This window comes from Corynebacterium sp. HMSC064E07 (assembly GCF_001815745.1).
GTDB lineage: Bacteria > Actinomycetota > Actinomycetes > Mycobacteriales > Mycobacteriaceae > Corynebacterium > Corynebacterium jeikeium_D.
Window position 1 is genome coordinate 198,196 of sequence record NZ_KV821793.1, and the last position, 21,312, is coordinate 219,507.

The 21,312-nt window shown below is 59.7% G+C and carries 21 protein-coding genes; 6 read left to right on the plus strand and 15 right to left on the minus strand.

Annotated features, from left to right (window positions below; translation table 11 throughout):
* Positions 1 to 73: 73 nt before the first annotated feature.
* The 3 genes from HMPREF3053_RS00820 to HMPREF3053_RS00830 are packed head-to-tail and all read right to left on the minus strand — an operon-like array spanning position 74 to position 5,261.
* Positions 74 to 2,530, minus strand: coding sequence for a serine/threonine protein kinase (locus tag HMPREF3053_RS00820; RefSeq protein ID WP_070767120.1), 2,457 nt, complete (start codon positions 2,528 to 2,530; stop codon positions 74 to 76).
* Entirely contained in the window at positions 2,527 to 3,606 is a 1,080-nt protein-coding gene (locus HMPREF3053_RS00825) for a glutamate ABC transporter substrate-binding protein (protein WP_070767121.1), read from the minus strand. The genes HMPREF3053_RS00820 and HMPREF3053_RS00825 overlap by 4 nt, the downstream gene beginning before the upstream one ends.
* The gene (locus HMPREF3053_RS00830; protein WP_070595449.1) at positions 3,603 to 5,261 is read right to left on the minus strand and encodes a hypothetical protein; all 1,659 of its coding nucleotides are present in this window, start codon (positions 5,259 to 5,261) and stop codon (positions 3,603 to 3,605) included. Before HMPREF3053_RS00830 ends, HMPREF3053_RS00825 begins: the two co-directional genes overlap by 4 nt.
* Positions 5,262 to 5,396: 135 nt before the next feature.
* Here HMPREF3053_RS00830 and HMPREF3053_RS00835 point away from each other — a divergent pair, with 135 nt between their 5' ends.
* Positions 5,397 to 5,900, plus strand: coding sequence for an NUDIX domain-containing protein (locus tag HMPREF3053_RS00835; protein ID WP_070595447.1), 504 nt, complete (start codon positions 5,397 to 5,399; stop codon positions 5,898 to 5,900).
* Positions 5,901 to 6,015: 115 nt separating this feature from the next.
* Here the strand turns inward: HMPREF3053_RS00835 and HMPREF3053_RS00840 are convergent, their stop codons facing one another.
* From HMPREF3053_RS00840 to HMPREF3053_RS00850, 3 genes are all read right to left on the minus strand, one after another.
* Positions 6,016 to 6,333, minus strand: coding sequence for a hypothetical protein (locus HMPREF3053_RS00840; protein ID WP_180950649.1), 318 nt, complete (start codon positions 6,331 to 6,333; stop codon positions 6,016 to 6,018).
* Positions 6,334 to 6,375: 42 nt separating this feature from the next.
* On the minus strand, positions 6,376 to 6,939 hold the full coding sequence (locus HMPREF3053_RS00845) for a MarR family winged helix-turn-helix transcriptional regulator (protein ID WP_016421518.1): 564 nt from the start codon (positions 6,937 to 6,939) through the stop codon (positions 6,376 to 6,378).
* Positions 6,940 to 7,182: 243 nt separating this feature from the next.
* Positions 7,183 to 7,980: an exodeoxyribonuclease III gene (locus HMPREF3053_RS00850; protein WP_049189484.1), complete on the minus strand. Its 798-nt coding sequence runs from the start codon at positions 7,978 to 7,980 to the stop codon at positions 7,183 to 7,185.
* 121 nt (positions 7,981 to 8,101) lie between these two features.
* Between HMPREF3053_RS00850 and HMPREF3053_RS00855 the strand changes: the two genes are divergently transcribed.
* On the plus strand, positions 8,102 to 8,929 hold the full coding sequence (locus tag HMPREF3053_RS00855; protein WP_246819353.1) for an RDD family protein: 828 nt from the start codon (positions 8,102 to 8,104) through the stop codon (positions 8,927 to 8,929).
* Positions 8,930 to 8,979: 50 nt separating this feature from the next.
* Here HMPREF3053_RS00855 and HMPREF3053_RS00860 read toward each other — a convergent pair whose 3' ends face one another.
* Together HMPREF3053_RS00860 and HMPREF3053_RS00865 are read right to left on the minus strand one after the other, a co-directional pair.
* Positions 8,980 to 10,098, minus strand: a complete 1,119-nt coding sequence (locus HMPREF3053_RS00860; RefSeq protein WP_083317197.1) for an N-acetylglutamate synthase, CG3035 family — start codon at positions 10,096 to 10,098, stop codon at positions 8,980 to 8,982.
* 3 nt (positions 10,099 to 10,101) lie between these two features.
* Positions 10,102 to 10,683: a peptide deformylase gene (locus HMPREF3053_RS00865; protein WP_049169904.1), complete on the minus strand. Its 582-nt coding sequence runs from the start codon at positions 10,681 to 10,683 to the stop codon at positions 10,102 to 10,104.
* A 200-nt stretch (positions 10,684 to 10,883) separates the two neighbouring features.
* Here HMPREF3053_RS00865 and HMPREF3053_RS00870 point away from each other — a divergent pair, with 200 nt between their 5' ends.
* The 4 genes from HMPREF3053_RS00870 (at position 10,884) to HMPREF3053_RS00885 (ending at position 14,217) form a co-directional block, all read left to right on the plus strand.
* Positions 10,884 to 11,231 carry a DUF3263 domain-containing protein gene (locus tag HMPREF3053_RS00870; protein ID WP_016421513.1) on the plus strand — a complete coding sequence of 116 codons (348 nt, stop codon included), beginning with the start codon at positions 10,884 to 10,886 and terminating at the stop codon, positions 11,229 to 11,231.
* A gap of 42 nt (positions 11,232 to 11,273) precedes the next feature.
* The gene (locus HMPREF3053_RS00875; RefSeq protein ID WP_222865186.1) at positions 11,274 to 12,197 is read left to right on the plus strand and encodes a LytR C-terminal domain-containing protein; all 924 of its coding nucleotides are present in this window, start codon (positions 11,274 to 11,276) and stop codon (positions 12,195 to 12,197) included.
* Positions 12,198 to 12,418: 221 nt separating this feature from the next.
* A complete protein-coding gene (locus tag HMPREF3053_RS00880) occupies positions 12,419 to 12,976 on the plus strand; it encodes a hypothetical protein (RefSeq protein WP_049169906.1) in 558 nt (185 codons plus the stop codon).
* 17 nt (positions 12,977 to 12,993) lie between these two features.
* Positions 12,994 to 14,217, plus strand: coding sequence for a glutamate--cysteine ligase (locus HMPREF3053_RS00885; RefSeq protein ID WP_049169908.1), 1,224 nt, complete (start codon positions 12,994 to 12,996; stop codon positions 14,215 to 14,217).
* A 123-nt stretch (positions 14,218 to 14,340) separates the two neighbouring features.
* Here HMPREF3053_RS00885 and HMPREF3053_RS00890 read toward each other — a convergent pair whose 3' ends face one another.
* The 7 genes from HMPREF3053_RS00890 to HMPREF3053_RS11135 all read right to left on the minus strand — a co-directional run.
* On the minus strand, positions 14,341 to 14,691 hold the full coding sequence (locus HMPREF3053_RS00890; RefSeq protein WP_038626688.1) for a monovalent cation/H(+) antiporter subunit G: 351 nt from the start codon (positions 14,689 to 14,691) through the stop codon (positions 14,341 to 14,343).
* Positions 14,688 to 15,098 carry a monovalent cation/H+ antiporter complex subunit F gene (locus tag HMPREF3053_RS00895; protein WP_049193795.1) on the minus strand — a complete coding sequence of 137 codons (411 nt, stop codon included), beginning with the start codon at positions 15,096 to 15,098 and terminating at the stop codon, positions 14,688 to 14,690. Before HMPREF3053_RS00895 ends, HMPREF3053_RS00890 begins: the two co-directional genes overlap by 4 nt.
* Positions 15,079 to 15,732 (minus strand): Na+/H+ antiporter subunit E, encoded by a 654-nt coding sequence (locus tag HMPREF3053_RS00900; protein WP_049193796.1) that lies wholly within the window; start codon positions 15,730 to 15,732, stop codon positions 15,079 to 15,081. Before HMPREF3053_RS00900 ends, HMPREF3053_RS00895 begins: the two co-directional genes overlap by 20 nt.
* Positions 15,732 to 17,435 (minus strand): Na+/H+ antiporter subunit D, encoded by a 1,704-nt coding sequence (locus HMPREF3053_RS00905; protein ID WP_049193797.1) that lies wholly within the window; start codon positions 17,433 to 17,435, stop codon positions 15,732 to 15,734. The genes HMPREF3053_RS00900 and HMPREF3053_RS00905 overlap by 1 nt, the downstream gene beginning before the upstream one ends.
* Positions 17,425 to 17,940, minus strand: coding sequence for a Na(+)/H(+) antiporter subunit C (locus HMPREF3053_RS00910; protein WP_048760372.1), 516 nt, complete (start codon positions 17,938 to 17,940; stop codon positions 17,425 to 17,427). Before HMPREF3053_RS00910 ends, HMPREF3053_RS00905 begins: the two co-directional genes overlap by 11 nt.
* The gene (locus tag HMPREF3053_RS00915; RefSeq protein ID WP_049193803.1) at positions 17,937 to 21,074 is read right to left on the minus strand and encodes a Na+/H+ antiporter subunit A; all 3,138 of its coding nucleotides are present in this window, start codon (positions 21,072 to 21,074) and stop codon (positions 17,937 to 17,939) included. Before HMPREF3053_RS00915 ends, HMPREF3053_RS00910 begins: the two co-directional genes overlap by 4 nt.
* A 48-nt stretch (positions 21,075 to 21,122) precedes the next feature.
* Positions 21,123 to 21,312: hypothetical protein (locus HMPREF3053_RS11135; protein WP_210400030.1), on the minus strand; the 190-nt coding region annotated here is incomplete at its 5' end.

A 21,312-nucleotide genomic window follows, 5' to 3' on the forward strand; every position in this document is an offset into this window, starting at 1 on the left:
TCACCAATTCTGGGGTGGCGCTCACGCCCACAACCGCATGTTTGACCAGGTTCAGTAAAGAGCTGGTACAGAGCTAACGCCAAGTTCGTGGCCGAATGAGATTTGCGATATCCACCAAGTTGTAGCGGTGTCGCGGAAACTGTGAAGAGCGCGCCAGCATCCGTAAGTCTTTTTCCAGTCCTTCACGCAGGCCAGCCACGGTAAAGGGCGCATCGAAAAGACCATTGGAGCTAGCTGCATGGTCGAGGTTCGAGCTGCGCAACCAGTTCAGCGCGGACGCCATCACGGCGATGCGCAGCTGCGGCATGCGCGGTTCATTTGTTGGTAGCTCCACCAGGCGACGCGCAGCACGGCGAATTCTCGATTCGGTCAACTCGGAGGGCATCCCGGAGGTGAGCATCAGAATCGTCGTCAAACGTGCCATGCGATGGTGGCGGGAGTTACCGGGAACGCGGTCAAGCTGGGAGATAGCCATTTCGTGTTGGCGCTCAGAGGCCAGCTGACGAGCTAGCCCGAAGGCGGAGGATACCGTCGTCGGGTTGGCCGCCCACACGACGGCGTAGAGACGCAGGGTGTTGAAACGAATCGTCTGAGGCGACAGGGACTCGCTGGCCCAGGCGGGGGAGAAGATTTCGGGCGTATCGGCAGCGACATTATCCAGCGCGCTGCTCAAGTTCGCGGCGGCGCGGGCGACAGAGGGCTCGAGGAGAGATGCGTTGGCGATGCCCAAGCGCTGTTGAATCAACTCGAGAGTTGCGGCCAGCGCCAGCTTTGGCGCGGGCTCGCCGGGCAGCATTGTCAGCACGTGGTGGAACGAGGTGAGGGCATCGTTGAATTGGTCGAGAAGCAAATAAGTCACGCCCTCGTACCAGTGGTAACGCCAATCGCGCTGCAAGCGTTCAGAGACATCGCAGAGGCTGTCGCGGGCCTCATCAATTAATCCGAGGTCCAGTTTCGCACGCACGATGCCCAGCGGAATTTCCACCGAAGAACCATACTCGGGTTCGGACAGCGCGTTGGTCAGTGTTTCGATTAGTTCGTTGGGTTCCGTAAACGACGAGGCGCTCAGGATGCGCGCACCCGGATCTGTCGGGTTAATCAGTGGCACAGGCAGCGCGAAGGTCACTTCTTGTGGAGTGATTTCCACGCCGCGGGTGATGCCGTCGACAAGCTGGTCGGTGCGGAACACCAGGTGCTTAGTGCCGTACGTGGAACGCTGCGGCGAGAAATTCGACACCGCCTGTGGGAATTGCACGCCGTCGCGCACCGCCAGAATCTCGCGCAATACGCCGATGAGCTGCACACTCATCTCTTCGGCAGAACCGAAGCGAGCCTCCGGGTTCTCGTGGCAAGCGCGTAGTAGGAAGCGGTAGAGCGAGTAAAAACGGCGGAATAGAGGCTCTTCGACAGGTGAGGGTAGCCCCGGGTCGTAGATGCCGTTGGTCGCCGGCAACTTCAGAATCAGCGAGGCCAGCGTGCGGCCGACTGTGTAGATATCGCTGGCAATCGTTGGTCCCGTCGTGGCAATCTCCGGCGCCTGGAAACCGGGCGTGCCGTAGATATGGCCGTAGGCGCCGATGCCGGTGACCGCGCCAACGTCGATAAGCGTGACGTGGTCTTCGCTGAGCAGCACGTTGTCCGGCTTCAAATCGTTGTAGACAACGCCGCGCGAGTGCAGGTAATCCAGCGCGGGGAGCAGCTCCAGGATGTAGCCAATCGCTAGGTCACAGGGCATGACGCCGTCTGGGTAGCTCCGTCGCTGCTTGCGTAACGACGGGCCGCCGACGTACTCCATCACAATGAAGCCGGTGGCGCTGTTGGCGTCCGTCTCATCGATGAAGTTGATGATCTTCACAATTCCCGGATGCGAGATTTCCGCGAGGAACTCGCGTTCCGCCTGGACTACGGCGAAATCCTTCTCGTTTTTCGCTGCCATCATGCCCTTGAGCACGACCCAACGATCCGAGACATTGTGGTCAATCGCCAGATAGATCCAGCCGAGACCACCGTGGGCAATCGGTCCCACAATCTCGTACTGATCCGCCACGATATCGCCGGCTTTCAGGCTCGGCGCTGGCTTATTCGTCGCTCGAATCTTCTCATCACTCATTACTGCATCGCGCGGATCCTGCGTTGTGATGTACGGCAGGTGTACCATGCCGTCGGCGACAGTGCGTCCGCGGTGTGCATTCGATCGCCTCCGGCGGAAGTCCTCCAACGCTTTCCGGTGCGAGGCCATCGACGGATCTGGCGTCTGGGTGCCGGGTTGGGTCGTCGCGCTTGACGACGAGCCCCCGCGCCCCAACAATTCGGCGATATCGAACTCTTCGTCATCGTCATCATCGTCCGCAAAAGGGTCGAAGGCGACAGCGGCAGTGCCGGGCTCTTGTTCGTCGTCTTCATCGGCGAATGGGTCGAAGGCGACGGCCTGAGTGGCAGCTGCCTCTGCCTCTGCGTGAGCATCCTCCTGGGGCTCCGGCGTGTACTGGGGATGCTGGGCTTGCTCGGAGTACTGGTTTTCGTCGCTCATCGGTTTTCCACCTCGCCTTCTGGAGCAGCTTCCGGTGTGGGGGAGATTCCAAGTATGTCTTCGTCGTCGCCGTACTGTGGCGATGGCTGTGTACCGCTTGGCAGGAAGGGGCCGAACCAAGTGTCGTAGAGGGACTGCCAGGTGCCGTCGCTCGCCATACGCTCCAGGGTCGCGTTGATTTGGCGAGCTAGGCCTGGGTTCCCCTTGGATACACCGGCCGCGTAGCTTTCCTCGTTCAAGCCCCGCTGGACAATGGCGGTGGCCGGATCTTGGTCGTTGATACCAGCGAGAATGGTGTCATCGGCAACGACAATCTCTGCCTGGCTGTTTTGAAGTGAAATGAGGCAATCCGACCAGTTACCGACCAACAGCAGCGTATTGTTCGGCGAGAGCCGTCGAATCAAATCCTCGGTAGTGGATCCCCGGGAAACGCAGATGCGACCGTCCTCGACGTCCTCGGGGGAAGCATCGCCACCCGGCGAAGAGACTAGAACTCCAGCTCGTGCTGTCAAATACGGTGCGGAGAACAGCACCCTTTCGCGCCGGGCATCGGTGACCGTCATAGTGCGCAAAACGACATCGACAGTGCCGTCTTCGAGTGCGGCAGTGCGTTCGTTGCTGTCGACGAACCGAAACTCGACAGCATCGGGATTGTCAAAGATGTCCCGGGCAATCTCTTGTGCCAGGGATACTTCAAACCCCGAGAGCTCTCCAGTGCTGAAGTCGCGGAAGCTGAGCAGGTTCAATGATTGGTCAACACCAACGATGATGCGGCCGCGCTGGTAAATCTCCGGGATTCGCTCTTCCGGTGTTTGGTCATCGGGGGCGAGTGTGGACAGATCTGGGGCGTTGGCTTCTGCCGCAGGCTTCCTCGAGGAGGCTTTGTCGTAGAACGCGCCCGGTGGCAGGGGGAAGTCACCGGTGGCCTCCAGGATTGTGCGCGAGTAGGGATCGTCGGCAAGCGAATCGGTCGCGCAGGCACTGACGGTGAGCCCGGCGATGGCGAGTGCACCAAGGACGGCCCTGCGCCGCCAACCGGCGAGACTGTGGAGCGACGGGGAGAACGAAACGATCATAGGTACTCCAGAAGCCGGTGTCGGAAGCCGAAAACAACCAGAACTGCCGCGATGACGGTCAGCGTAACCGTGGCGAGGGACAGTGCCGCGATAGCGCGACGGGATTGGTCGAGGTTCTCACGGGCGGTCAGGCGGGACTCGGCGATGGAATTCTGTAGCGACTCATCGACCTGGTTGAACGCAGTCGCCGACGAGCTGGCATTATCCACATCGGTCGCGATGCGAACCGCACCGGCGTAGTCTCCTGAACTCAAGTGCCCCATCATCAGGTTGTGGCCGGACTCCCAGCTGTAGATACCGTGGATGGCGGCTCTGACATCGTCGTCCGGCGCGTTGGCGTCCACTCTTTCCAGCTCGCCGACCAGGGTGCGCACCGACTGCGAGAAGGACTCCGCATCCGCGGGCTGACGGCGCACTAAGCCGAGGGTTTCGCTGGCGCGTAGCTGCTGGGCATCAATGCGTACTTGGGTTAGGGCATGAACGTCCGGGCGCTGCTCTCCGAAGAGGGAGTTAGACTGCCACGGCTGAGTGGTGGCGATTCCCACACCGACAAGTGCGATGGCCATCAGCATGGTTGCACCAAACAGGCCGACGTTGAATAGTCGACCGGTGCGGCGAGTCAGCCACCACTGTGTGATTAGCAGCATCAAAATTGCCGCTGCCAGGCCTGACATCGGGAAAAGAGGTGGTTTCGATAGTTCGCGCTGCTCCTCATTAGTGGTGGTACTGGTGCGTTCGTAGAGCGATTTTGCAGCTGGCAGAATCTGGACCTGCATCAAGTTTGAGGCAGAGGCGAGGTACGCGACACTGACGGGGTTGCCCTGGCGCGCATTCGCGCGAGCTGTCTCGACCATGCCGGTGTAGACCGGCAACAGTCGCTGTACAGTCGCGACATCCTTCATCTCTGGATCATCGACGTTTTCAATGCCCGTAGCTGCGCGGGTAGCGGACATGGATGCTTGTGCGATGACATCGTCGAAGTTGCTGACCAAGTCCTGGCTGCTGTTGAGCGTGCCGCGGGAAAAAGCGGTGTTGGCCGACGCATCGGCAATCGTCAGCGAGGCATAGAGATTCTGCGAGGCATTGGCCATCGGCTCGCTCAGTTGTGAAATTCGGGTGAGCTGCTGCTGGCGTTGCGAGGTTGTTTGCCACATGGATAGGCCGGCTGCCAGGATAGCGACGATGAGGATGAGGGCGACTATGGTCAATCGGCCCGGTGACGTTATCAAAAATGACGCTGACCGGCGCACATACGTGGCCGACGGGCCGAGTTTGTCGTAGAGGCGCTCACCGAGAAAACGTGTCAATCTCCGGTTGCGCGGGCCAATCTCCAGGGCATCCACGCGCAAGTCTGTATCGCGCGGAGAGTCTGCCAGGGCTGTTGGGGTTGCGGCCGTTGCTGGGGCATTAGCCGAGGACTCTGTAGTGTCCAGAGCAGTTGATGGTGCCGCGCTCTCGGGAGCCGGGGTGGAGGCGGGAGTATCTTTCGATTCCTTTGCCGCCTGAGCCGCAGTGTGTGTGTCTAAGCTTTCGCCGCCGGGAGTGGTGCGACCGCTGAAACGAGTTCGGCGTGGAGCGCGATTCTTGCGGTGGAATGGGTTTCGGCTTTTGTCGTGGGCGCGGGAATGAGGCGCACTTGAAGTGGTTTCACCCATGTGCACGTGTCCTTCCGACGTGACCGAAGTCGCCTGCGACAATCTCTCCGCTCAGAGCAACGTTAGTTCCTTGCAAATCTTAGTCGCTCGGGCTTGTGACGGAAAACACAAGGGTATCTGGCGTAGGGTGGAGACATGCTTCAGGATGGAAATGGTTGGGCAGCCGGCCCCAACGGTACGCGCTGCTGGGGACGCTTCGGAGCTGCAGGGCTGCTGATTGTGAGCCCTCAGCGCACGGTGCTTATGCAGTATCGAGCTGACTGGACATCGTTCCCCCTAACGTGGGGTGTTCCTGGTGGGGCTTGTGATTCTCATGAGACTCCTGAGGCGACCGCGCTGCGTGAAACGGCTGAGGAAACTGGGCTGCTGGAGCATCAGCTTCGCATCCTCGACACGCAGGTCACCACCGGCCCCTTCCCGGCCGATCCGGACCGCCCCGAGCTCGCCGGCGGCTGGAAGTACCACACGGTTTACGCACTAGCTGCCGAAGAGCTGGAGACGCATCCGAACGAAGAGTCTCTAGAGCTGCGCTGGATTCCGCTTGACGACGTCGACAGCCTCGATCTGCTGCCGCCTTTCGTGGAATCGTGGCCCCGGGTGCGCGCGCACCTCGAGAAATTGCTGGAGGCCCTTGACTAGGTGGCTAAGGTCTGAGGTTAACACCGACCATTGAGGCTGCACGCTGAGATTGGCACACCAAAGCCGCTCCCCGGTGTGACTTTTAAGTCGGGAGAGCGGCTTGTCTACTTGTTGCTTACTTGGAGTCGGCAACTGCTGCTGCGCCAGCAGCCAGCGCGGTGACGGTCAGGACGGACGGCCATGCGCCAATCTTCTTGGCCAGCGGGTGTGAGAGGCCGAAAGCGCCGAGGTAGGCGGCCACCAGACCAGTGGCTCCCAGGGCGCCGGTCTTTGCGTTCCAGGTGCGTGCTGCATATGCGCCGGCGGCGCCCAAGATGACGCCACCGAGCGGGCGAATGCCTGTTTCGCGAGCGGTGAGCCAGCCGCCGATGAGGCCGGTGGCCACCAATGGAGCGGTCTTTACGTTTTTTGCCTTCTTCAAAGTAATAGCCATGAGCATCATCGTACCTAGTAAGAAGGGTTTAGCGGCGCGCTTTTAGAACGGCTCCTGGCGGCGCTGGTGCTCCTCAACATAGCTTTCCGAGTGCTCCGCCAGCTTCAGCAGCGAAGGCAGTGCCTTAATTAGCGCACGCACGTCCTTTTGCGACATCGTCCGCACAATTTCGTACACCAGCGCACCCCAGTGGTCGATAAGTTGCTCCAGCAGGGTCTCGCCATCGCTGGAGACATAGAGGTTCTGCGCACGGCGATCCTTTGCATTGTTCTCGCGTTCAATCAGCCCGTTGTCGAGTAGACGGCGGACTGTTGCCGAAACGTTGGACGGGCGCAGGAAACGCAGGCGTGCAATGTCGGATACGCCGCAGCCCGGGTGGGTCGAAATAAAGTGCAGTACTTCCATTTCCGACTGGGAAATGTCCATCCTGGCATTCGGGCGCTCACCGAGGCGGCGAGTCGACGCAAGGAAGTCATACAGGCCGATGGAAATCTTCTGCACGCTTTCGCGCAGGGATTCATCGGACTCAGTTGAGTCATCCGCGGTGGGGAAGCCGCTCGCTGGCTCCGGGGTGGTGGTGCGCTGAGGGGAGCGTGCAGAAGTCATGATCTTCCTTCCCGACGTAATGAATTGATGTTCTGAATAAACACCTTATATCGTCGAAATAACTTTCTGTGGTGAAAATTTGTAGATTGAACAAAAAGTTAGACTCATAAGTGTTGTGCGGGTGCTTTATCGCACATTTCTGCCCCTGATTTTAGGGGCTGGCAGCAAGGACTCCGCTTTACGACGGCCCCAGCGACACCCCCTAGTAGGAACTAGGCCTACGCGCTTTTCCGCCGCGTTTATCTACACTTCGTAATCCACAATCACCGGAGCATGGTCGGATGCGCCTTTGCCCTGACGCTCTTCGATGTCGATGAATCCGGCGGACGCCTTTGCCGCGAGGGCGGGGGAGGCGAGCTGGAAGTCGATGCGCATGCCCTCATCCTTGAAAAAGCGGCCAGCCTTGTAATCCCAGTAGGTCCACTGGTTTGGAGTGAATTGGCGAGTTACTTCCTTCATACCCGCCTGCTCCAGCGCATAGAAAGCTGCGCGTTCAGGTGGTGTGACATGTGTTTTCCCCGCGAAGGCTGCCATTGACCAGACATCGCCGTCGGTCGGGGCGATGTTGAAGTCGCCGCCCATCATGAAGGTGGCCTCCGGGTCGTCGTCAAGCGTGGCGATGATGTGCTGACGGAGCCGCTCCAAAAATTCGAGCTTGTACTCGAAGTGCGGGTCGGTGATGTCGCGGCCGTTCGGGATGTAGAGGCTGTTGATGCGCACGCCACCGCAGGTAGCAGCGATATGGCGGGCCTCCAATGCGGGAGTTGCGTCGGGGTCCTTGTTGAAACCGGGCTGACCGGGGAACCCTGCCTGGATGTCCTCAAGGCCGACGCGGGAGATGATGGCAACGCCATTCCACTGATTCAGGCCGTGGTGGGCGACTTGGTATCCCAGCTCTTCAAAAGCAGCGGTGGGAAATTGGTCGTCCCTGCACTTGGTTTCCTGGACGGCCAGGACATCAATGTCATTCCGGCGCAGCATTTCCACCATTCGGTCGAGGCGGGTTCGAGCCGAATTGACGTTCCAGACACAGATTCGCATATCAACGATTGTAAAAGGGGAACGAAACGGCGGCCTCATGCGTTGAATAAAGCAGTGACAAAATAGGCGGACAAAAGCGGACTAGATGGGCGGAAGCCCGGTAGGAAAGGGAGTTTCGAGGTTGGCTAACTGGGACGATCGCCGTTACGGCGGCGAGTACAGTCCGGCGGATTACCTGAGTAGTAGCGGCAGGAATGCTTATCGGGAGCACGACACATATGCGGCGTACGGTGCGGCAATGCCGTATCAGGAAGTGCCATATCCGGTAGCAAACATTCCGGTCGGCTATGAAAGCGGGTACCCCGCTAGCTACGGGGTGTCTTCCTTCGGTGAGCTCAGCACTAACCCCAAAGTTGCACCGCTGACCGCTCAAATGGCAGTACACCTGGGCTTCGACCCCAATCTGGCCAATGCCCCTGTGGTGCGTCGTGGTGGTGCGCTGCTGGTGGATTCTGTCATCTACACTGCGTTGATTGCCTCTATTGCAGTTCTCGCTAGCATCGCGGGGACATCCGACAGCGGCGTAATGGTGATGCTGATCAGCCTCTTCCTCGGTCCCGGTGGTTTTTACCTCTACCGCGTGGCGGGAGACTCCATCTTCGACGGTTCTCCGGGTAAGCACGCCATGGGCATGAAAATTGAAGGTGCACACGGGATGCCAGTTTCAGCCCGCGATGGTTTTGTGCGCAATGCCTGGATTCTGCCGTCGATGATTCCGGTCGCCGGTTGGTTTGTCTCTGCGGGCCTGGCTGGCTGGATTGCGATGGCTGCCTCACGCGATCCGCTGGGGAGAGGTCGTCATGAACTCTCGGTTCGCACTCGAGTGGTGGAAAAGCCGGAGACGCGCGAGCTGCAGCGCGGACAGCGCCGCATGGACAATCGCATGGGCAGCAAAGAGCAGCAGGGCAACCAGCTGAAGCGGACTAAACGGGTTAAGCGCGGGAAGTAGCGCGATCATCAGGGTGAGCGGGGAAGGGGCGAAACGTGAGCCCCCGGCCCCTAAGCCCCTGTCAGCTCCGCGTAGCGGTGCCGGTGGTGCTCGGTAAAACCGAGCGTCCGGTACAGCGCAATGCCAGCCTCATTCGAGCCCAATACCTGCAGATATGCAGAATCTGCCCCGTGCTGCGCACCCCAGTGCATCATCTGAATTCCCAGTAGGGTGCCAAGTCCTCGGCGGCGCATATCGGCTGCGACTTCCACGGCAGAGAATCCGAGCCACACGCGGCCGTCCTCCGATTCGGTCAGCGTGCCGCGTGTAATAGCTACTGTGCGCATACCCTCAGACGCACTGTCATCAGGGACTTGGAGCCGGCCGAAACACATGCGGCCATCAATTTCATTGCGCAGGAACTGCAGCGCATGCTCGGGCAGCGTAGTGCCGCGGAAGTGGTAGAGCTCCAGCCAATCGTCGTCAGGCTGATCAGCGATGTCCACCTGCACGTCTGCCAGCTCGGCGCTGTTCGTTTCAGTTGCCAATTCAACGGGCGGCAAGTCCCCATCGAGGGAGCGCGTCATAACCACAATGTCCGGCCCGACCGTCCACTCTGACCCAGCGACCAGTGCCTGTGCAGGCTTGGCGATCCGATCCGGAACCGCAATCCGCACCGGCAAATCGTGGGAATCGTAAAACGACTTAATCTTCTCCAGCGGCACCGGCTGAGTGCTGGCTCCGGGCTCGAGCGGCAGCGCGGAGTTGGAACGCTCTGTAATACCATCGCCCGCACGCAGCAGCCAGCCCGACTCCACCACGTGCGCGATACCCGGGAAGGCCTTCGCTGTCGCAGTTTCCACGGCGCGAATGTCCGAATTGCGCACCGGATGATCCGGCAGGGCCTTCACAATCAAAATGTGCTTATCGCTAAAGTCCACCGCTGCCACGGATTCGTCGGCACGCACGCCAGCACGAACCTGTGGACGCACGACGAACGGATCCATGCTGAGCACATGCCCAATGACGTCCGTAGTCTTCTTGCCGCTGGCCAATGCTTCTTCATCGGTCAGCGCGCGCCGCACAATGACACGACGTCCCACCGCCACTTCACCGACGCCCCAGCGGGAAATCGGTAGCTTCTGTGCTGCATTTTCGCTTGCCGACGACTCCAATTGCCTATCCGCCACGATCTAATCCTCGTGGCCGAACGGATCCGGATCCACGCCCGGCATCCAGGTCAGGCCGCCCTCGGTCCAACCGGCGCGCTTGATTTCCTTCTTGGCCATGCGCTTCCAACGACCGGTGAGGCAATCGGTATAGAGGAACCCATCTAGATGGCCGACCTCGTGCTGCATGCAGCGAGCGAGGAAACCGGTGGCCTCGATGCGGACCTCTTCGCCGTTTTCATCCAGGCCGGTGACGACAGCCTTCTCCGCGCGGTTGGTGGGGAAGGACAGGCCGGGTACAGAGAGGCAGCCTTCGTCATCGGAACCGTCGTCATTAGGCATGGTCTTCGGGATTTCACTGGTGGTCAGCACCGGATTGATGACGCAGCCGCGGTGCCAGACGTCGTCATCATCGGGGCAGTTGTAGACGAACAGACGCTTGCCGACGCCCACCTGGTTGGCAGCCAGCCCCACACCGTGGGCGCGGTCCATGGTTTCGTACATGTCCTCGATGAGCTCACGCAGCTCGGAGATGTCCTCGGTTACCGGCTGGGTAGGAGTGTGGAGAACGGGGTCTCCGGCAATCACAATGGGACGGATAGTCATGTCGCTGATTCTACTCGGCGTCCATGTTTTCTATATCGCCTGGTGATGTCAGGGGTCTTGGAGACGTTGGGCGATGTCGGAAGTGGTATGTAGGGCTGGGCGGCTGGGCCTTACCATGTATCTTCGCTAAGTATCTGCATAGGCAGTGTTGTGCAGAATAGAAAATCAGGGCGAGTGGGAAGGAAAGCGGGGTGCGGAAAATGGTGAGCAAGAAACCCATAGGCGGCAGCCACGAACCTGAGACTGAGCTGCGGCCTGACTCATCCGAGCATCCCGGACTCGCGGGCGATACCGGCGGCATTGAGCCCATTTTGGCGCAGAAAATGCTGGATTTTGAGAAGGAATGGCTGAAAGTTGCCCGCCGTGGGCCGCGTATGGCCGGTGCGCGGCAGGAGGCAATTCGGCGTCGCTTTGCCGAGGACTTCGGCAACAACACAATCCGTTACCACCAGGTACTTTCGCGACTTCTCGATTCTCCGGCAGCCGAAGCGGCCGAACCCGTGTTGGTTCATCGGCTGCGCGCCGTGCGGGACAACCAAGACGCATAAGGTTCAAGTTTCACTTCACGGTTCGGCGGCAGAACATATAGGATGTGGGATGTGTCTGACCAACTAAACCCTCAGAATTCGCCGCGTCCGGGCCGTCATCGACTCGATGACGACTTCGACGACTTCGATGAGTACAGCGATTACGCGGAGGCTCCCGCCGCTGGCGGCGCCCATGCGTACTCCGAGCCGTCGGATGCTCAACACACAGCGCCAAAATCTGCGGCTCCCGCCGCTGGTGCAGCTGCTGCTGGTGCCACCGCCGCCTCGACCGGTGCCAGCGCTGGGGCTGCTAGCAATTCCGCAGCTGCTGATGGTGTTGATGACGGCGACATCGGCGACGGTGCCGGTGATGGCCGCTACATGCGCGTTCTCGCTATCGTGCTGCTCGCTATCGGCGTGTGCCTGGTCGCCTACGGTGCCTATGCACTCAGCACACGTGGCGACGATGCCGAGAACACCGGCCAGAATGACACCTCGGCATCCGCTCCGGTTGACTCTGGTGCGCCTGCTGACTCGGCCAACGGCAGTGATCCGGCAAAGGATGGTGCTGTTGGAGATGGTGACGGCGAGGTTCCGCCGCCGCCACCGGCAAATGAGCCAGGCAAACCGGTTCCTCCCGCTGAGAATCCGCCGGCACAGGATGAGGCCAACGAAGCGCCCCAGATTGACCGCAAGACTGTCAAGGTCAGTGTCCTGAATAACTCTGAGGTCGTGGGCCTCGCCGATGACCTGTCCAAGCAGATGGGCGAGCAGGGCTGGGGCGCCGGCGAGACCGGCAATGCTCCTGAAGAGAAGATGGGTGTGTGGGAGAAGACCACCGTCTACTTCGACCCGAGGAACGAAGAGGAAAAGGCCGCCGCTGAGCAGATCGCGCATGACAACGGTTGGGAAGCCGCACCTCGCGATGACCGCCTCCGGGACGCTCCGGCGGGAATCGTCGTGGTCGCCACTGACCCGGCTCACTAGACTCCCGGCCCACCAGGCTTTGGTCTCTCACTAAGGTTTGCGGCCTAAGTCTCAAAACCTGCCGCCGTGGTGCGAAGCCCCATAGCTTTCCAAGTCCCGCGTAAGCCACACATTTCATGGCCTACGCGGGGCTTTTGCATATTTTGCAGTCTCAAACAGATCACGGCTGAAAAAGGGGTACTAGTATTCTGCTAGTAGCCAGTGAGGTCTGTGAGGTTTTTATGTTCGCCGTAAAGCGTCGTCGTGTTGCTGTCGCCACCGCGTTGGGTTGTGCTGCAACACTGTTGGTGTCCTGCTCGGGGGTTGAATCCAGCAGCGACAAGGACGGGAACGCAGGCGCGTCGACAAGCACTGCGCCAGTGAGCGTAGATCCGGCTGCACCGAAGCTGACCGAGCGAGTCAGCGCCTATAACTTCATCCGAACAAACGACGACGGATCAATGAAAATGCTGGCAACTGTACAGGTCATGAGCGCCAAGGGATGGATGGGACTGTCCGACGAAAAAGGTCAGTTCACTACCTTGGATAAGGGCAAGTACACAGTGCAGGCGCGCGGTGCATCTGGCTGCAGTGGCATCGGCAGCCCCGCAACCGAAGGGTTGGGTGTCATCGGCGAAGTGCACGTCGATGACAAACGGAATGCAGATGTCTGGAACGTTCCGTCCAAGGTGGATGAAGACAGTTTCACCACAGTTGCGCTTGTCGATTCCAACGGTGACCTTGCCTCCTGCGCAAAAACCGTCACCTGGACGGAGCCAACTGAGGAAAACGACTCCTAGTGTGAAAAAATAGCGGTATGACTGAGCAATTTTCCGGATCGGCGCAGCCATCACTGGGAGTAGAATGGGAAGTGGCGTTCGTTGACCGACGAACGCGCGACACCGCCCCCGCTGCCGCCGAGGTGCTCGACATCATCGATGCGGAGCATCCCGGACATGGGCTCCAGCGAGAGTTCCTCGCCAACACCGTAGAGCTCGTCACCGGTGTGCACACGAACGTGCCCGATGCCGTAGCGGAGCTCCAAAGCCAGCTGGACATGGTTCTCGATGCCGCTGACCGCGTTGGGGTGGATGTGTGGTCATCGGGCTCGCATCCGTTCGCCCGCGGTACTGCTCAGCAGGTCAGCGCCAAGGGGCACTACTCCGAAATCATCAACCGCACTCAGTGGTGGGGCAACCAGATGATCATCTGGGGAGTCCACGTCCACGTTGGCATTAAGGATTCCGAACGCGTTTGGCCGATCATTCAGGCCCTGGCAACGCAGCTGCCGCACATGTTGGCGTTGTCTGCCTCCTCACCGGCCTGGAACGGCGAGGACATGGGTTACGCTTCCAACCGAAGCCTGCTCTACCAGCAGCTTCCCACCGCTGGTCAGCCGCCGGCGATTTACACGTGGTCCGAGTGGGAGTCCTACATGCACGACCAGTCCCGCTCCGGCGTCATCAACCACACCGGCTCGATGCACTTGGACATTCGCCCAGCATCAAAGTACGGCACCATTGAGATTCGTGTCGCTGACGCTACCTCTAACCTGCAGGAACTCGCCGCTATCGTGGCATTGACGCACTGTCTGACGGTTTACTACGACCGCATGTGGGAGGCTGGCGAGGAACTACCGTCGCTACAGTCCTGGCACATCGCCGAAAACAAGTGGCGCGCCGCTCGCTACGGCATGGACGCGCTGGTCATCGTCAATCGCGATACCGACGAGCGGTGGGTTCGCGACGAACTTCGTGAACTTGTGGTTCAACTCGCCCCGCTTGCCGACGAACTGGGTTGCCGAGCCGAACTGGAATTCGTCAACAACATCGTGGAAATGGGCGCGGCATACGAGCGGCAGCGCACTGTGGCGGATGCGGCCGGGGCGCTGCCGTCCATGGCTACCGAGGACGACGTACGGGCGAACGAAGAGCGCATTGGCCACACCCCGTGGCGTGCCGCCGTGGATCTTGCGGTGCAGGAACTGCGCGCCGGGCATCCGATAGCGCCTGCAGATTTCCACGAGCAAGTAGACGACTAGCCGTCGTTAAGCGGTGTGTGCGCCTAGCCACTAACTGAAGAAAGGCGCCCCCCCCTGGGCGGCCCCGGTCGAACCCGGTTCCGCTCCAGGTCGGGTCGAATCTTGACGGGGAGTGTCCTCTCGTTATTCCCGGCTGTCATCGCGGGCGAGGCTGTCCTCGTCGACGAGCCTCTCTTTGAACGCCTCGTGGCCAACGCGGTTACTAACAATTGGCGATGTACCCAGAGCAAACAGGATAATCAGGGTCAACAGAGCCAAGTCACTACTAGTAGTTGTGTGAGCTGACGCGTGCGTGGCGACGTGCAAAAGCGAACCCGACAGCGTCAGAATTAGCCCCAGCGTTTGTGGCTTGGAGGATGCGTGCATGCGACTGATGGTGTCGCGGAAGCGTATTAATCCCACGGACGCTGCAACGCACAGTAGCATTCCGGTGATAATGAGTGCGATGGCGATAATGTCTGCCACGAGAATCATTTGGGCTCTCCCTTCACTGTTTTCGGAGCTGCTGTCGGTGTTGCCTTAGGCGCTGCTTTCTGTGCGGTTTTCTTTGTGGCGACCTTTCCGGCTGCTTTCGCCACACCCTTTCGGGAGCCCTTCGCGGGCTGCTTTCCGTCATCCGGAACACGGAACTTGGCGACTGCCAGCGAAGACAGGAAACCGAGCAGCGCAATGATGAGCATTGGGTAGACCACCGAAGTGTCCAAACTCCATGCCATGAACGCAGCGAGCATGCCCTGCAACATTGCAGTCATGGACTCCAGCGCCACCAGGCGGTCCAGCGAGTTTGGTCCTGCGATCATGTGCCCGAGGGTAATCATCACCGCAATGAAATAGCCTGCAGCAGCTACGCCGAGCAGAATGTTAAAAACTTCCGGGTTCATCGGCTGCTCCTTTCTCCCCTTTTTCGCTGCTCGTTTCGCCTTGCTCGCCGCTTTTCGCACTGCTCGGCTGCTCTTCGCCAGAGCCTGGCTTAGTCGGTTGCTCATGTACATCGCGGTTCTCAAACGCGCGAATCACCCGTCGCTCGATTCGGGTCAACTGGTTGATTTGTTCAGCTACCTTGCCTGTCGACGAAGCGTCGAGAAGATGCATGGTCAGCGTCTTTTTTCGCTTATCGATGTCCACGATGATGCCGCCCGGCTGCAGATTAATTAGTGCCATTGCAGTCGTGAGCGAAATATCGTCATTGGTCCGCATGGGGACCTTGATAATGGCAGTCGGTGGCGGATCATCTCGTCGGATGGCCAGCCAGGCGACACTGATAGAGGCCTTCACGAAGTCGATTGTCCAAGAACCGAACAGTCGCACCATGCCACCGAAGTTGATATCCAGCGCGCTGTTTGGCGGGATAGGCATGGCGAGGTTCAGCAACGTGGCTACAAGGATTCCCGAGAGCACATTGGCAAATGTCACCTCGCCCCACAGCATGACCCAAATAATCACTGTGAATAAGAAGAGCAGGATTGAAATACGTGGTGGTCGCTTTGCAGCCACCTTGGCGCGCGCTTTACTCATCAGCTTTCACCTGCTCCTTCCAGCGTGCTGGTGGCACGTTCGGTCGCTGAATCCGACTTCCATGGGCTCTTGGTGCGGCCTGGGTTTTCCAGCTGCTCCAGGCCCTTGTCATCGGCCGAGTCGATACCGAGGACCGCTGCGCGGTACTCATCAACATTCGCGACGTTGCTTGCCGCTTCGGTAGCCACATTGGACAGTGGCCCGGCCAGAACGGTAACCCCCACAGAGGCAATCACCAGCAGGGCCGTCGGCATCACCATGCCGAGTGGCATCTTGCCGACGTCGTCACGCTCTGCGATAGCAACCATCTGAGTCCTTTCCCGGAGCGCGGCTGGCTGCGCAAGCACGGTGTCGCCCTCGGGGGCGTCGGAACGGTCGCGCCAGAAGGCCTTCGACCAGACGAGAATCATGGTGTAGAGGGTCAGCAGGCTGGTGATGATAGATCCCGCAACCAGAATCCATGCGGTGGCGGATCCGTTCTGTGCGCCGGCCTCGATGAGCATGACCTTGCCCAGGAAGCCTGAGAACGGTGGGATACCACCGAGGTTGAGCGCGGGCACGAGGTATAGCAACGCCAGCAGCGGCGACGTCTTGGCCAGGCTACCGAGGCTGCGCAGGGAGGACGAGCCCGCCTGGCGCTCGATAAGCCCGACCACCAGGAACAATGCCGTCTGCACCAGAATGTGGTGGACGATGTAGAAAATCGCGCCGCCGAGTCCCAGCGTATTGCCGACGGCAATACCGAAGATCATGTATCCGATGTGGGATACCAGCGTAAAAGACAAGAGACGTTTAATGTCATTTTGGGCCATGGCACCGAGAATGCCCATGAGCATTGTCGCTAGGCCAGCCCACATCAGGACGTCGTCAAGCCTGCCGTCTGGGAAAACGACACTGCGCGTGCGGATGATCGCGTAGACACCCACCTTCGTCAGCAGCCCCGCGAAGACCGCGGTAACCATCGACGGTGCGGTGGGGTAGGAGTCTGGCAACCACGCCGACAGCGGGAACACCGCCGCCTTCACTGCGAAGGCGACGAGCAGCACTGCGAAGATCGCGGTGCGGGTGCCATCGGGGATGTCCTCCATGCGCAGGGAAATGTGTGCGAAGTTCACCGTGCCGACCGCTTGATAAACCAGGCCAATCGCCAGCAGGAACACCATCGAGGACAACATGTTGACCATCACATACGACACGCCTGCGCGAATGCGTGACGACGATGCCCCCAGCGTGAGCAACACGTAGGAGGCTACGAGCAGAACCTCGAAGCCGACGTACATGTTGAACAGATCGCCGGCCAGGAAGGCCATGGAGACGCCCATGTTGAGCAGCATGTACGTCGGAACGAAGACGGAGATCGGCTCATCTTCGTCACCATCGCTAATACCCTGGCCGATGCCGAACCACATCACGGCAAAGAGGACCAGCTGAGAGACGGTGATCATCAACACTGCGAGGTTGTCGGCTACGAGCGTGATGCCGATTGGTGCGTCCCAGCCGCCCACCTGGACCGTGTGGACGCCGTGCGCGTAGATGAGATACACCAAGGCGCTGGCGACTCCCAGCAGGCTGCCGAGCGAGATTAGCGCGATCGCCTGCTGTGCTTTGGGAAAACGTGCCAGCAGCAGAGCAATTGCGGCGGTGGCGGCGGGGACGATGATAGGCAGCGGAATTAGTGCCAGAATTATTTGCTCAGTCGTCATCGTCGTCACCTCCTGGGGAGTTTGATGGCGGGGTCACGGGCTTTTCGAAACTGGCCGGACCGAAGCTATCGCCGGCCTCTGTGGGACGACCGGTGGTGGGATCGTCGGACTTGTCGTGGTCCGGAGCAGCTGATGGGTCGCTGGCCCGACGCATTGCCAGGCTGCGGTCCTCGTGGTCATCTTGCACGTGATCGCCGATGCGGTAGCGGTGCTGGCGATAGAGCAGAGCCAACAGGAATGCGGTCATGCCCATGGAAATAACAATTGCGGTGAGGATAAAGGCCTGGGGCAGTGAGTCTGCCTGAGCATCGCTGACCAGCGATTCCCTATCCCAAATTGGTGGCCGTCCCGGCGAACCAGAGCCAAGCAGGATGAGCAGGTTGATACCGTTGCCCATCAGCAACAGTCCCATGAGCATCCTGGTCAACGAACGATCGAGGAACAGGTACACCCCTGTAGCAATCAGCGTGCCGACAGTTGCTAGCAGAACAAAATTGAGAATCACGGGTGTGTGTCCTTTCCTTCGGTCCTAGCTGGGGCTGTCGGTTCTGAAGCCTCTGAGGTGGCTGTGTTGGCAGAGTCTGCGGGTTTAGTGCCGGCAGGTTTAACGCTTGCGGGATTAGCGCCTGCGGACTTAACACCTGCGGGCTTAGCCGCCGCCAACTTGCTGCGCAGCTGGCGGGACTGGCCGAGTGCGGCTCGATTCACACGACGTGAACGATCACGCTCAGCGCGAAGGTTTATCTGAGCGTCGATGCCACCGCCCAAACTGCGCAGGATGTAGACAATCGTGCTAACCACGATCATGTATACGCCCAGGTCAAAGAGCATCGGGGAGACAACAGTGACATCTCCGAGCAGCGGAATTTCCCGCGAGCCATACGTAGAAGTTAGCGGTGCCCACCCCACAAACAGTGGCCACAACGCGCTGAGTGCCGACACCAGCAAACCGCCGCCGAGAAGCATCTCGTTAGGAATCGGCAGAGTTGCCGCCAACTCACGACGACCACCGATGAGATAACGCATGGTCAGTGCCAGCGCAGCCACGAGACCACCGGCGAAGCCACCGCCGACATCGTTATGGCCGGCAAAAAAGAGATAGAAGGAAACCACCATCATGGCGGGGAAGAGCACGCGCGATGCCACCAGCACCATGATCGGGTAGCGCAACCGCTCGGCTTCACCGGACTCATCGAGAGTGTTCAACCAACGGTTGGTGCGGCGAGCTCGATTCCGCTGCGGCTTAATCTTTGAACGCATATGCATGGTATGCGTGCGGAAGACCAGTGAGGTAATCCCCAGAGCCACCATCACCAGCACGGTGATTTCACCGAAGGTGTCCCAGGCGCGGATGTCGACAAGCAGTACGTTGACTGCATTCTGGCCGTGTCCAATATCGTGCGCCAGCGGCGGAATGTCGCCCGAGATTGGCTCAGTACGACGGGAGCCCATGGCGTAGGCGGCCAACACGGGAACCGTGACACCGACTGCAATGGCCAACCAAGCACGGTGTCGTGTCCACCTCGGGTTCGATGCCGGTGCCCGCGGGGAGAGCGTACGCAACACCAACACGAAAATAATCATTGAGACCGTCTCGACCAGCAGCTGCGTCAGGGCCAAGTCAGGAGCGCCGTACATGGCGAAAATAATGGCCAAGCCGTAGCCTGTCACGCCTACCAGGATGACCCCGGAAAGCCTGTTCTTCTGCCGGGTAGCGGCCAGCGCCGCGATAATCATGATGAGCGCAACTGCACCCTGCGGAGCAGAGTCCCACAGTTCCATTCGCAGCTCATCGCGCTCGCCGAGCAACAACGCACCGATGGACAGCACGATGAGGGTCAGCAAAATGACCGCTTCATTCAACGGGAGGGAACCACGCTGGGTCGCAGCAGTGACACGGAGAGAAAGACGGCGGGCCAAGTCCAGGATTCCGTCGTAAAGCGCATCGGCACTACCGAGAGCCGGCTGATCAAACTGCAGCTGACGCACCAGATTACGCTGCCAATGCATGATGGCACCCACGAGTAGAATTGTGGCCGTCAGTGCCAGCGGAAGGGTGAATCCGTGCCAGAGCGCCAGGTGCGTTTCTGCTTCCGTATTCGGGAATGCGCTGGTGAGGTAGGGCGAGATAATCGAGTCGAGGACGCGGGGAACCAGGCCGAAAACCAAACCTGCCAGCGCCAACAGCCAAGCCGGGCCAATCTGATCCCACGTCGGGGAATCCATCTCTGCCACGGCAGGGGAAGTGCCACCGCCGCTGGCGTGGGTGCTGGACTTGGTCGCAAACGCGGCGCGCAGCAGGTACAGCGAGTACGCTACGGTCAGAATCGAACCCACGACGAGGCCAATGGTGGTAAACACCGACGGCATCCCATGCAGCGGATCAGCATTGAGCGTGGCCTCCAGCGCAGCTTCCTTGGCGACGAAGCCGAAGAACGGCGGCACACCCATCATCGATGCAGCGGCGAGAATCGAAATCACCAGCAACTGCGGCGACTTTCTACCGAGCCCAGAGAGCTCACGGATATCGCGCGTACCAGTCAGCCTGTCAATTGTGCCCGCGACCATAAACAGCGCGGCCTTGAACATGGCATGGCCGAGCGTCAGTGCCAGGGCTGCCAGCATCGTCGCACGCGTGCCTATCGACGCGACTGTGATGATGAATCCCAACTGGCTGACAGTGCCATACGCCATAATCAGCTTGAGATCCTTCTGGCGCAGGGCCATCCAGCCGGCCATGATCATGGTCAAGAGGCCGAGCGGGATGATGATTGGCTGCCACGCGTTGGTGTCATTGAAGGTCGGCGCGAGCCGGGCAACCAGGAACACACCGGCTTTGACCATCGCTGCCGAATGCAGGAAGGAAGAAACCGGGGTAGGGGCGGCCATTGCACCGGGTAGCCAGAAGTGGAAGGGCGCGATAGCGGACTTCGACAGCGCACCAACGACCAGCAGGATTGCGGCCGTGGATACTGCCGTGGAGTCCAGCTGTGCCGCTGTCAGAGCGCCAGGCGCGGTGAGTTCGGAGAAGTTCCAGAAACCGGTGGTCACTCCCATCAGAACGATACCGACCAGCATGATGAGGCCACCCAGCGTCGTGACCAGGAGCGCCTGGCCTGCTGCGCGACGGGAGGAGGCGCGCTCGGCGTAGTAGCCCACCAGGAGGAAGGACAGAACCGAGGTAATTTCCCAGAAGACGAACATCAGCATGATGCTGTCGCTGATGACCAGGCCGTACATCGCCGCAGCGAAGGCGATCATTTGGGCTGCGAAGGAACCTACGCGGCGACGTTTGCCGAGTGGCGGGTTGATGAAGTAACCGGAGCAGTACACCAGTACGAGAAAGCCGATGGTCAAAACCAGCGTGCCGAAGAGCGATTCAATAGGACCTAATCGCAGGTTTACATCCAAGTGGATAATGGGCATCCACGAAAAATGCGTGACGGCGGGTTGCGTGAGTGCGGAAGTTTCCCCGTTGCCATTGTCTAGAGCTAAGCGAACGAGATGGGTGCCGGTGTAGATGGCACCGCCTGCCAGCGGGAGGCTGAGTACGAGGAACCCGCGGGTTCCGAGCCACTTAATCGTCCATGGTGCAAGCGCTGCCGTAACGAACAGGATGCACAGGAGAGAAGTCACTATTCCATAATGATTGGAACACGCCAGTTCATGCAACCCCGTTTTAGGGACTTAAGCATTTGAAGCGGTGTTAACCGAGTGTGTGAAAACGGTCAATTGTTTCTGGGAAAGTGAAAATTTGGGGGTGAGTTGTGGGGGGGGCGGAAGTTGGGCATTTTTTGGGGCTTGAGCGGCTGACTGCTCAAGCCCCAAATCAGTGCCATTACTGCCCGTTACCTTGTGAGTGTCCCCGATAATGGGG

Coding starts and splice junctions, on each gene's coding strand:
- HMPREF3053_RS00820 (WP_070767120.1), bottom strand. CDS start 2,530: ATGAGCGACGAAAACCAGTACTCCGAGCAAGCCCAGCATCCCCAGTAC.
- HMPREF3053_RS00825 (WP_070767121.1), bottom strand. CDS start 3,606: ATGATCGTTTCGTTCTCCCCGTCGCTCCACAGTCTCGCCGGTTGGCGG.
- HMPREF3053_RS00830 (WP_070595449.1), bottom strand. CDS start 5,261: ATGGGTGAAACCACTTCAAGTGCGCCTCATTCCCGCGCCCACGACAAA.
- HMPREF3053_RS00835 (WP_070595447.1), top strand. CDS start 5,397: ATGCTTCAGGATGGAAATGGTTGGGCAGCCGGCCCCAACGGTACGCGC.
- HMPREF3053_RS00840 (WP_180950649.1), bottom strand. CDS start 6,333: ATGGCTATTACTTTGAAGAAGGCAAAAAACGTAAAGACCGCTCCATTG.
- HMPREF3053_RS00845 (WP_016421518.1), bottom strand. CDS start 6,939: ATGACTTCTGCACGCTCCCCTCAGCGCACCACCACCCCGGAGCCAGCG.
- HMPREF3053_RS00850 (WP_049189484.1), bottom strand. CDS start 7,980: ATGCGAATCTGTGTCTGGAACGTCAATTCGGCTCGAACCCGCCTCGAC.
- HMPREF3053_RS00865 (WP_049169904.1), bottom strand. CDS start 10,683: ATGACTATCCGTCCCATTGTGATTGCCGGAGACCCCGTTCTCCACACT.
- HMPREF3053_RS00870 (WP_016421513.1), top strand. CDS start 10,884: ATGGTGAGCAAGAAACCCATAGGCGGCAGCCACGAACCTGAGACTGAG.
- HMPREF3053_RS00875 (WP_222865186.1), top strand. CDS start 11,274: ATGTGGGATGTGTCTGACCAACTAAACCCTCAGAATTCGCCGCGTCCG.
- HMPREF3053_RS00880 (WP_049169906.1), top strand. CDS start 12,419: ATGTTCGCCGTAAAGCGTCGTCGTGTTGCTGTCGCCACCGCGTTGGGT.
- HMPREF3053_RS00885 (WP_049169908.1), top strand. CDS start 12,994: ATGACTGAGCAATTTTCCGGATCGGCGCAGCCATCACTGGGAGTAGAA.
- HMPREF3053_RS00890 (WP_038626688.1), bottom strand. CDS start 14,691: ATGATTCTCGTGGCAGACATTATCGCCATCGCACTCATTATCACCGGA.
- HMPREF3053_RS00895 (WP_049193795.1), bottom strand. CDS start 15,098: ATGAACCCGGAAGTTTTTAACATTCTGCTCGGCGTAGCTGCTGCAGGC.
- HMPREF3053_RS00900 (WP_049193796.1), bottom strand. CDS start 15,732: ATGAGTAAAGCGCGCGCCAAGGTGGCTGCAAAGCGACCACCACGTATT.
- HMPREF3053_RS00905 (WP_049193797.1), bottom strand. CDS start 17,435: ATGACGACTGAGCAAATAATTCTGGCACTAATTCCGCTGCCTATCATC.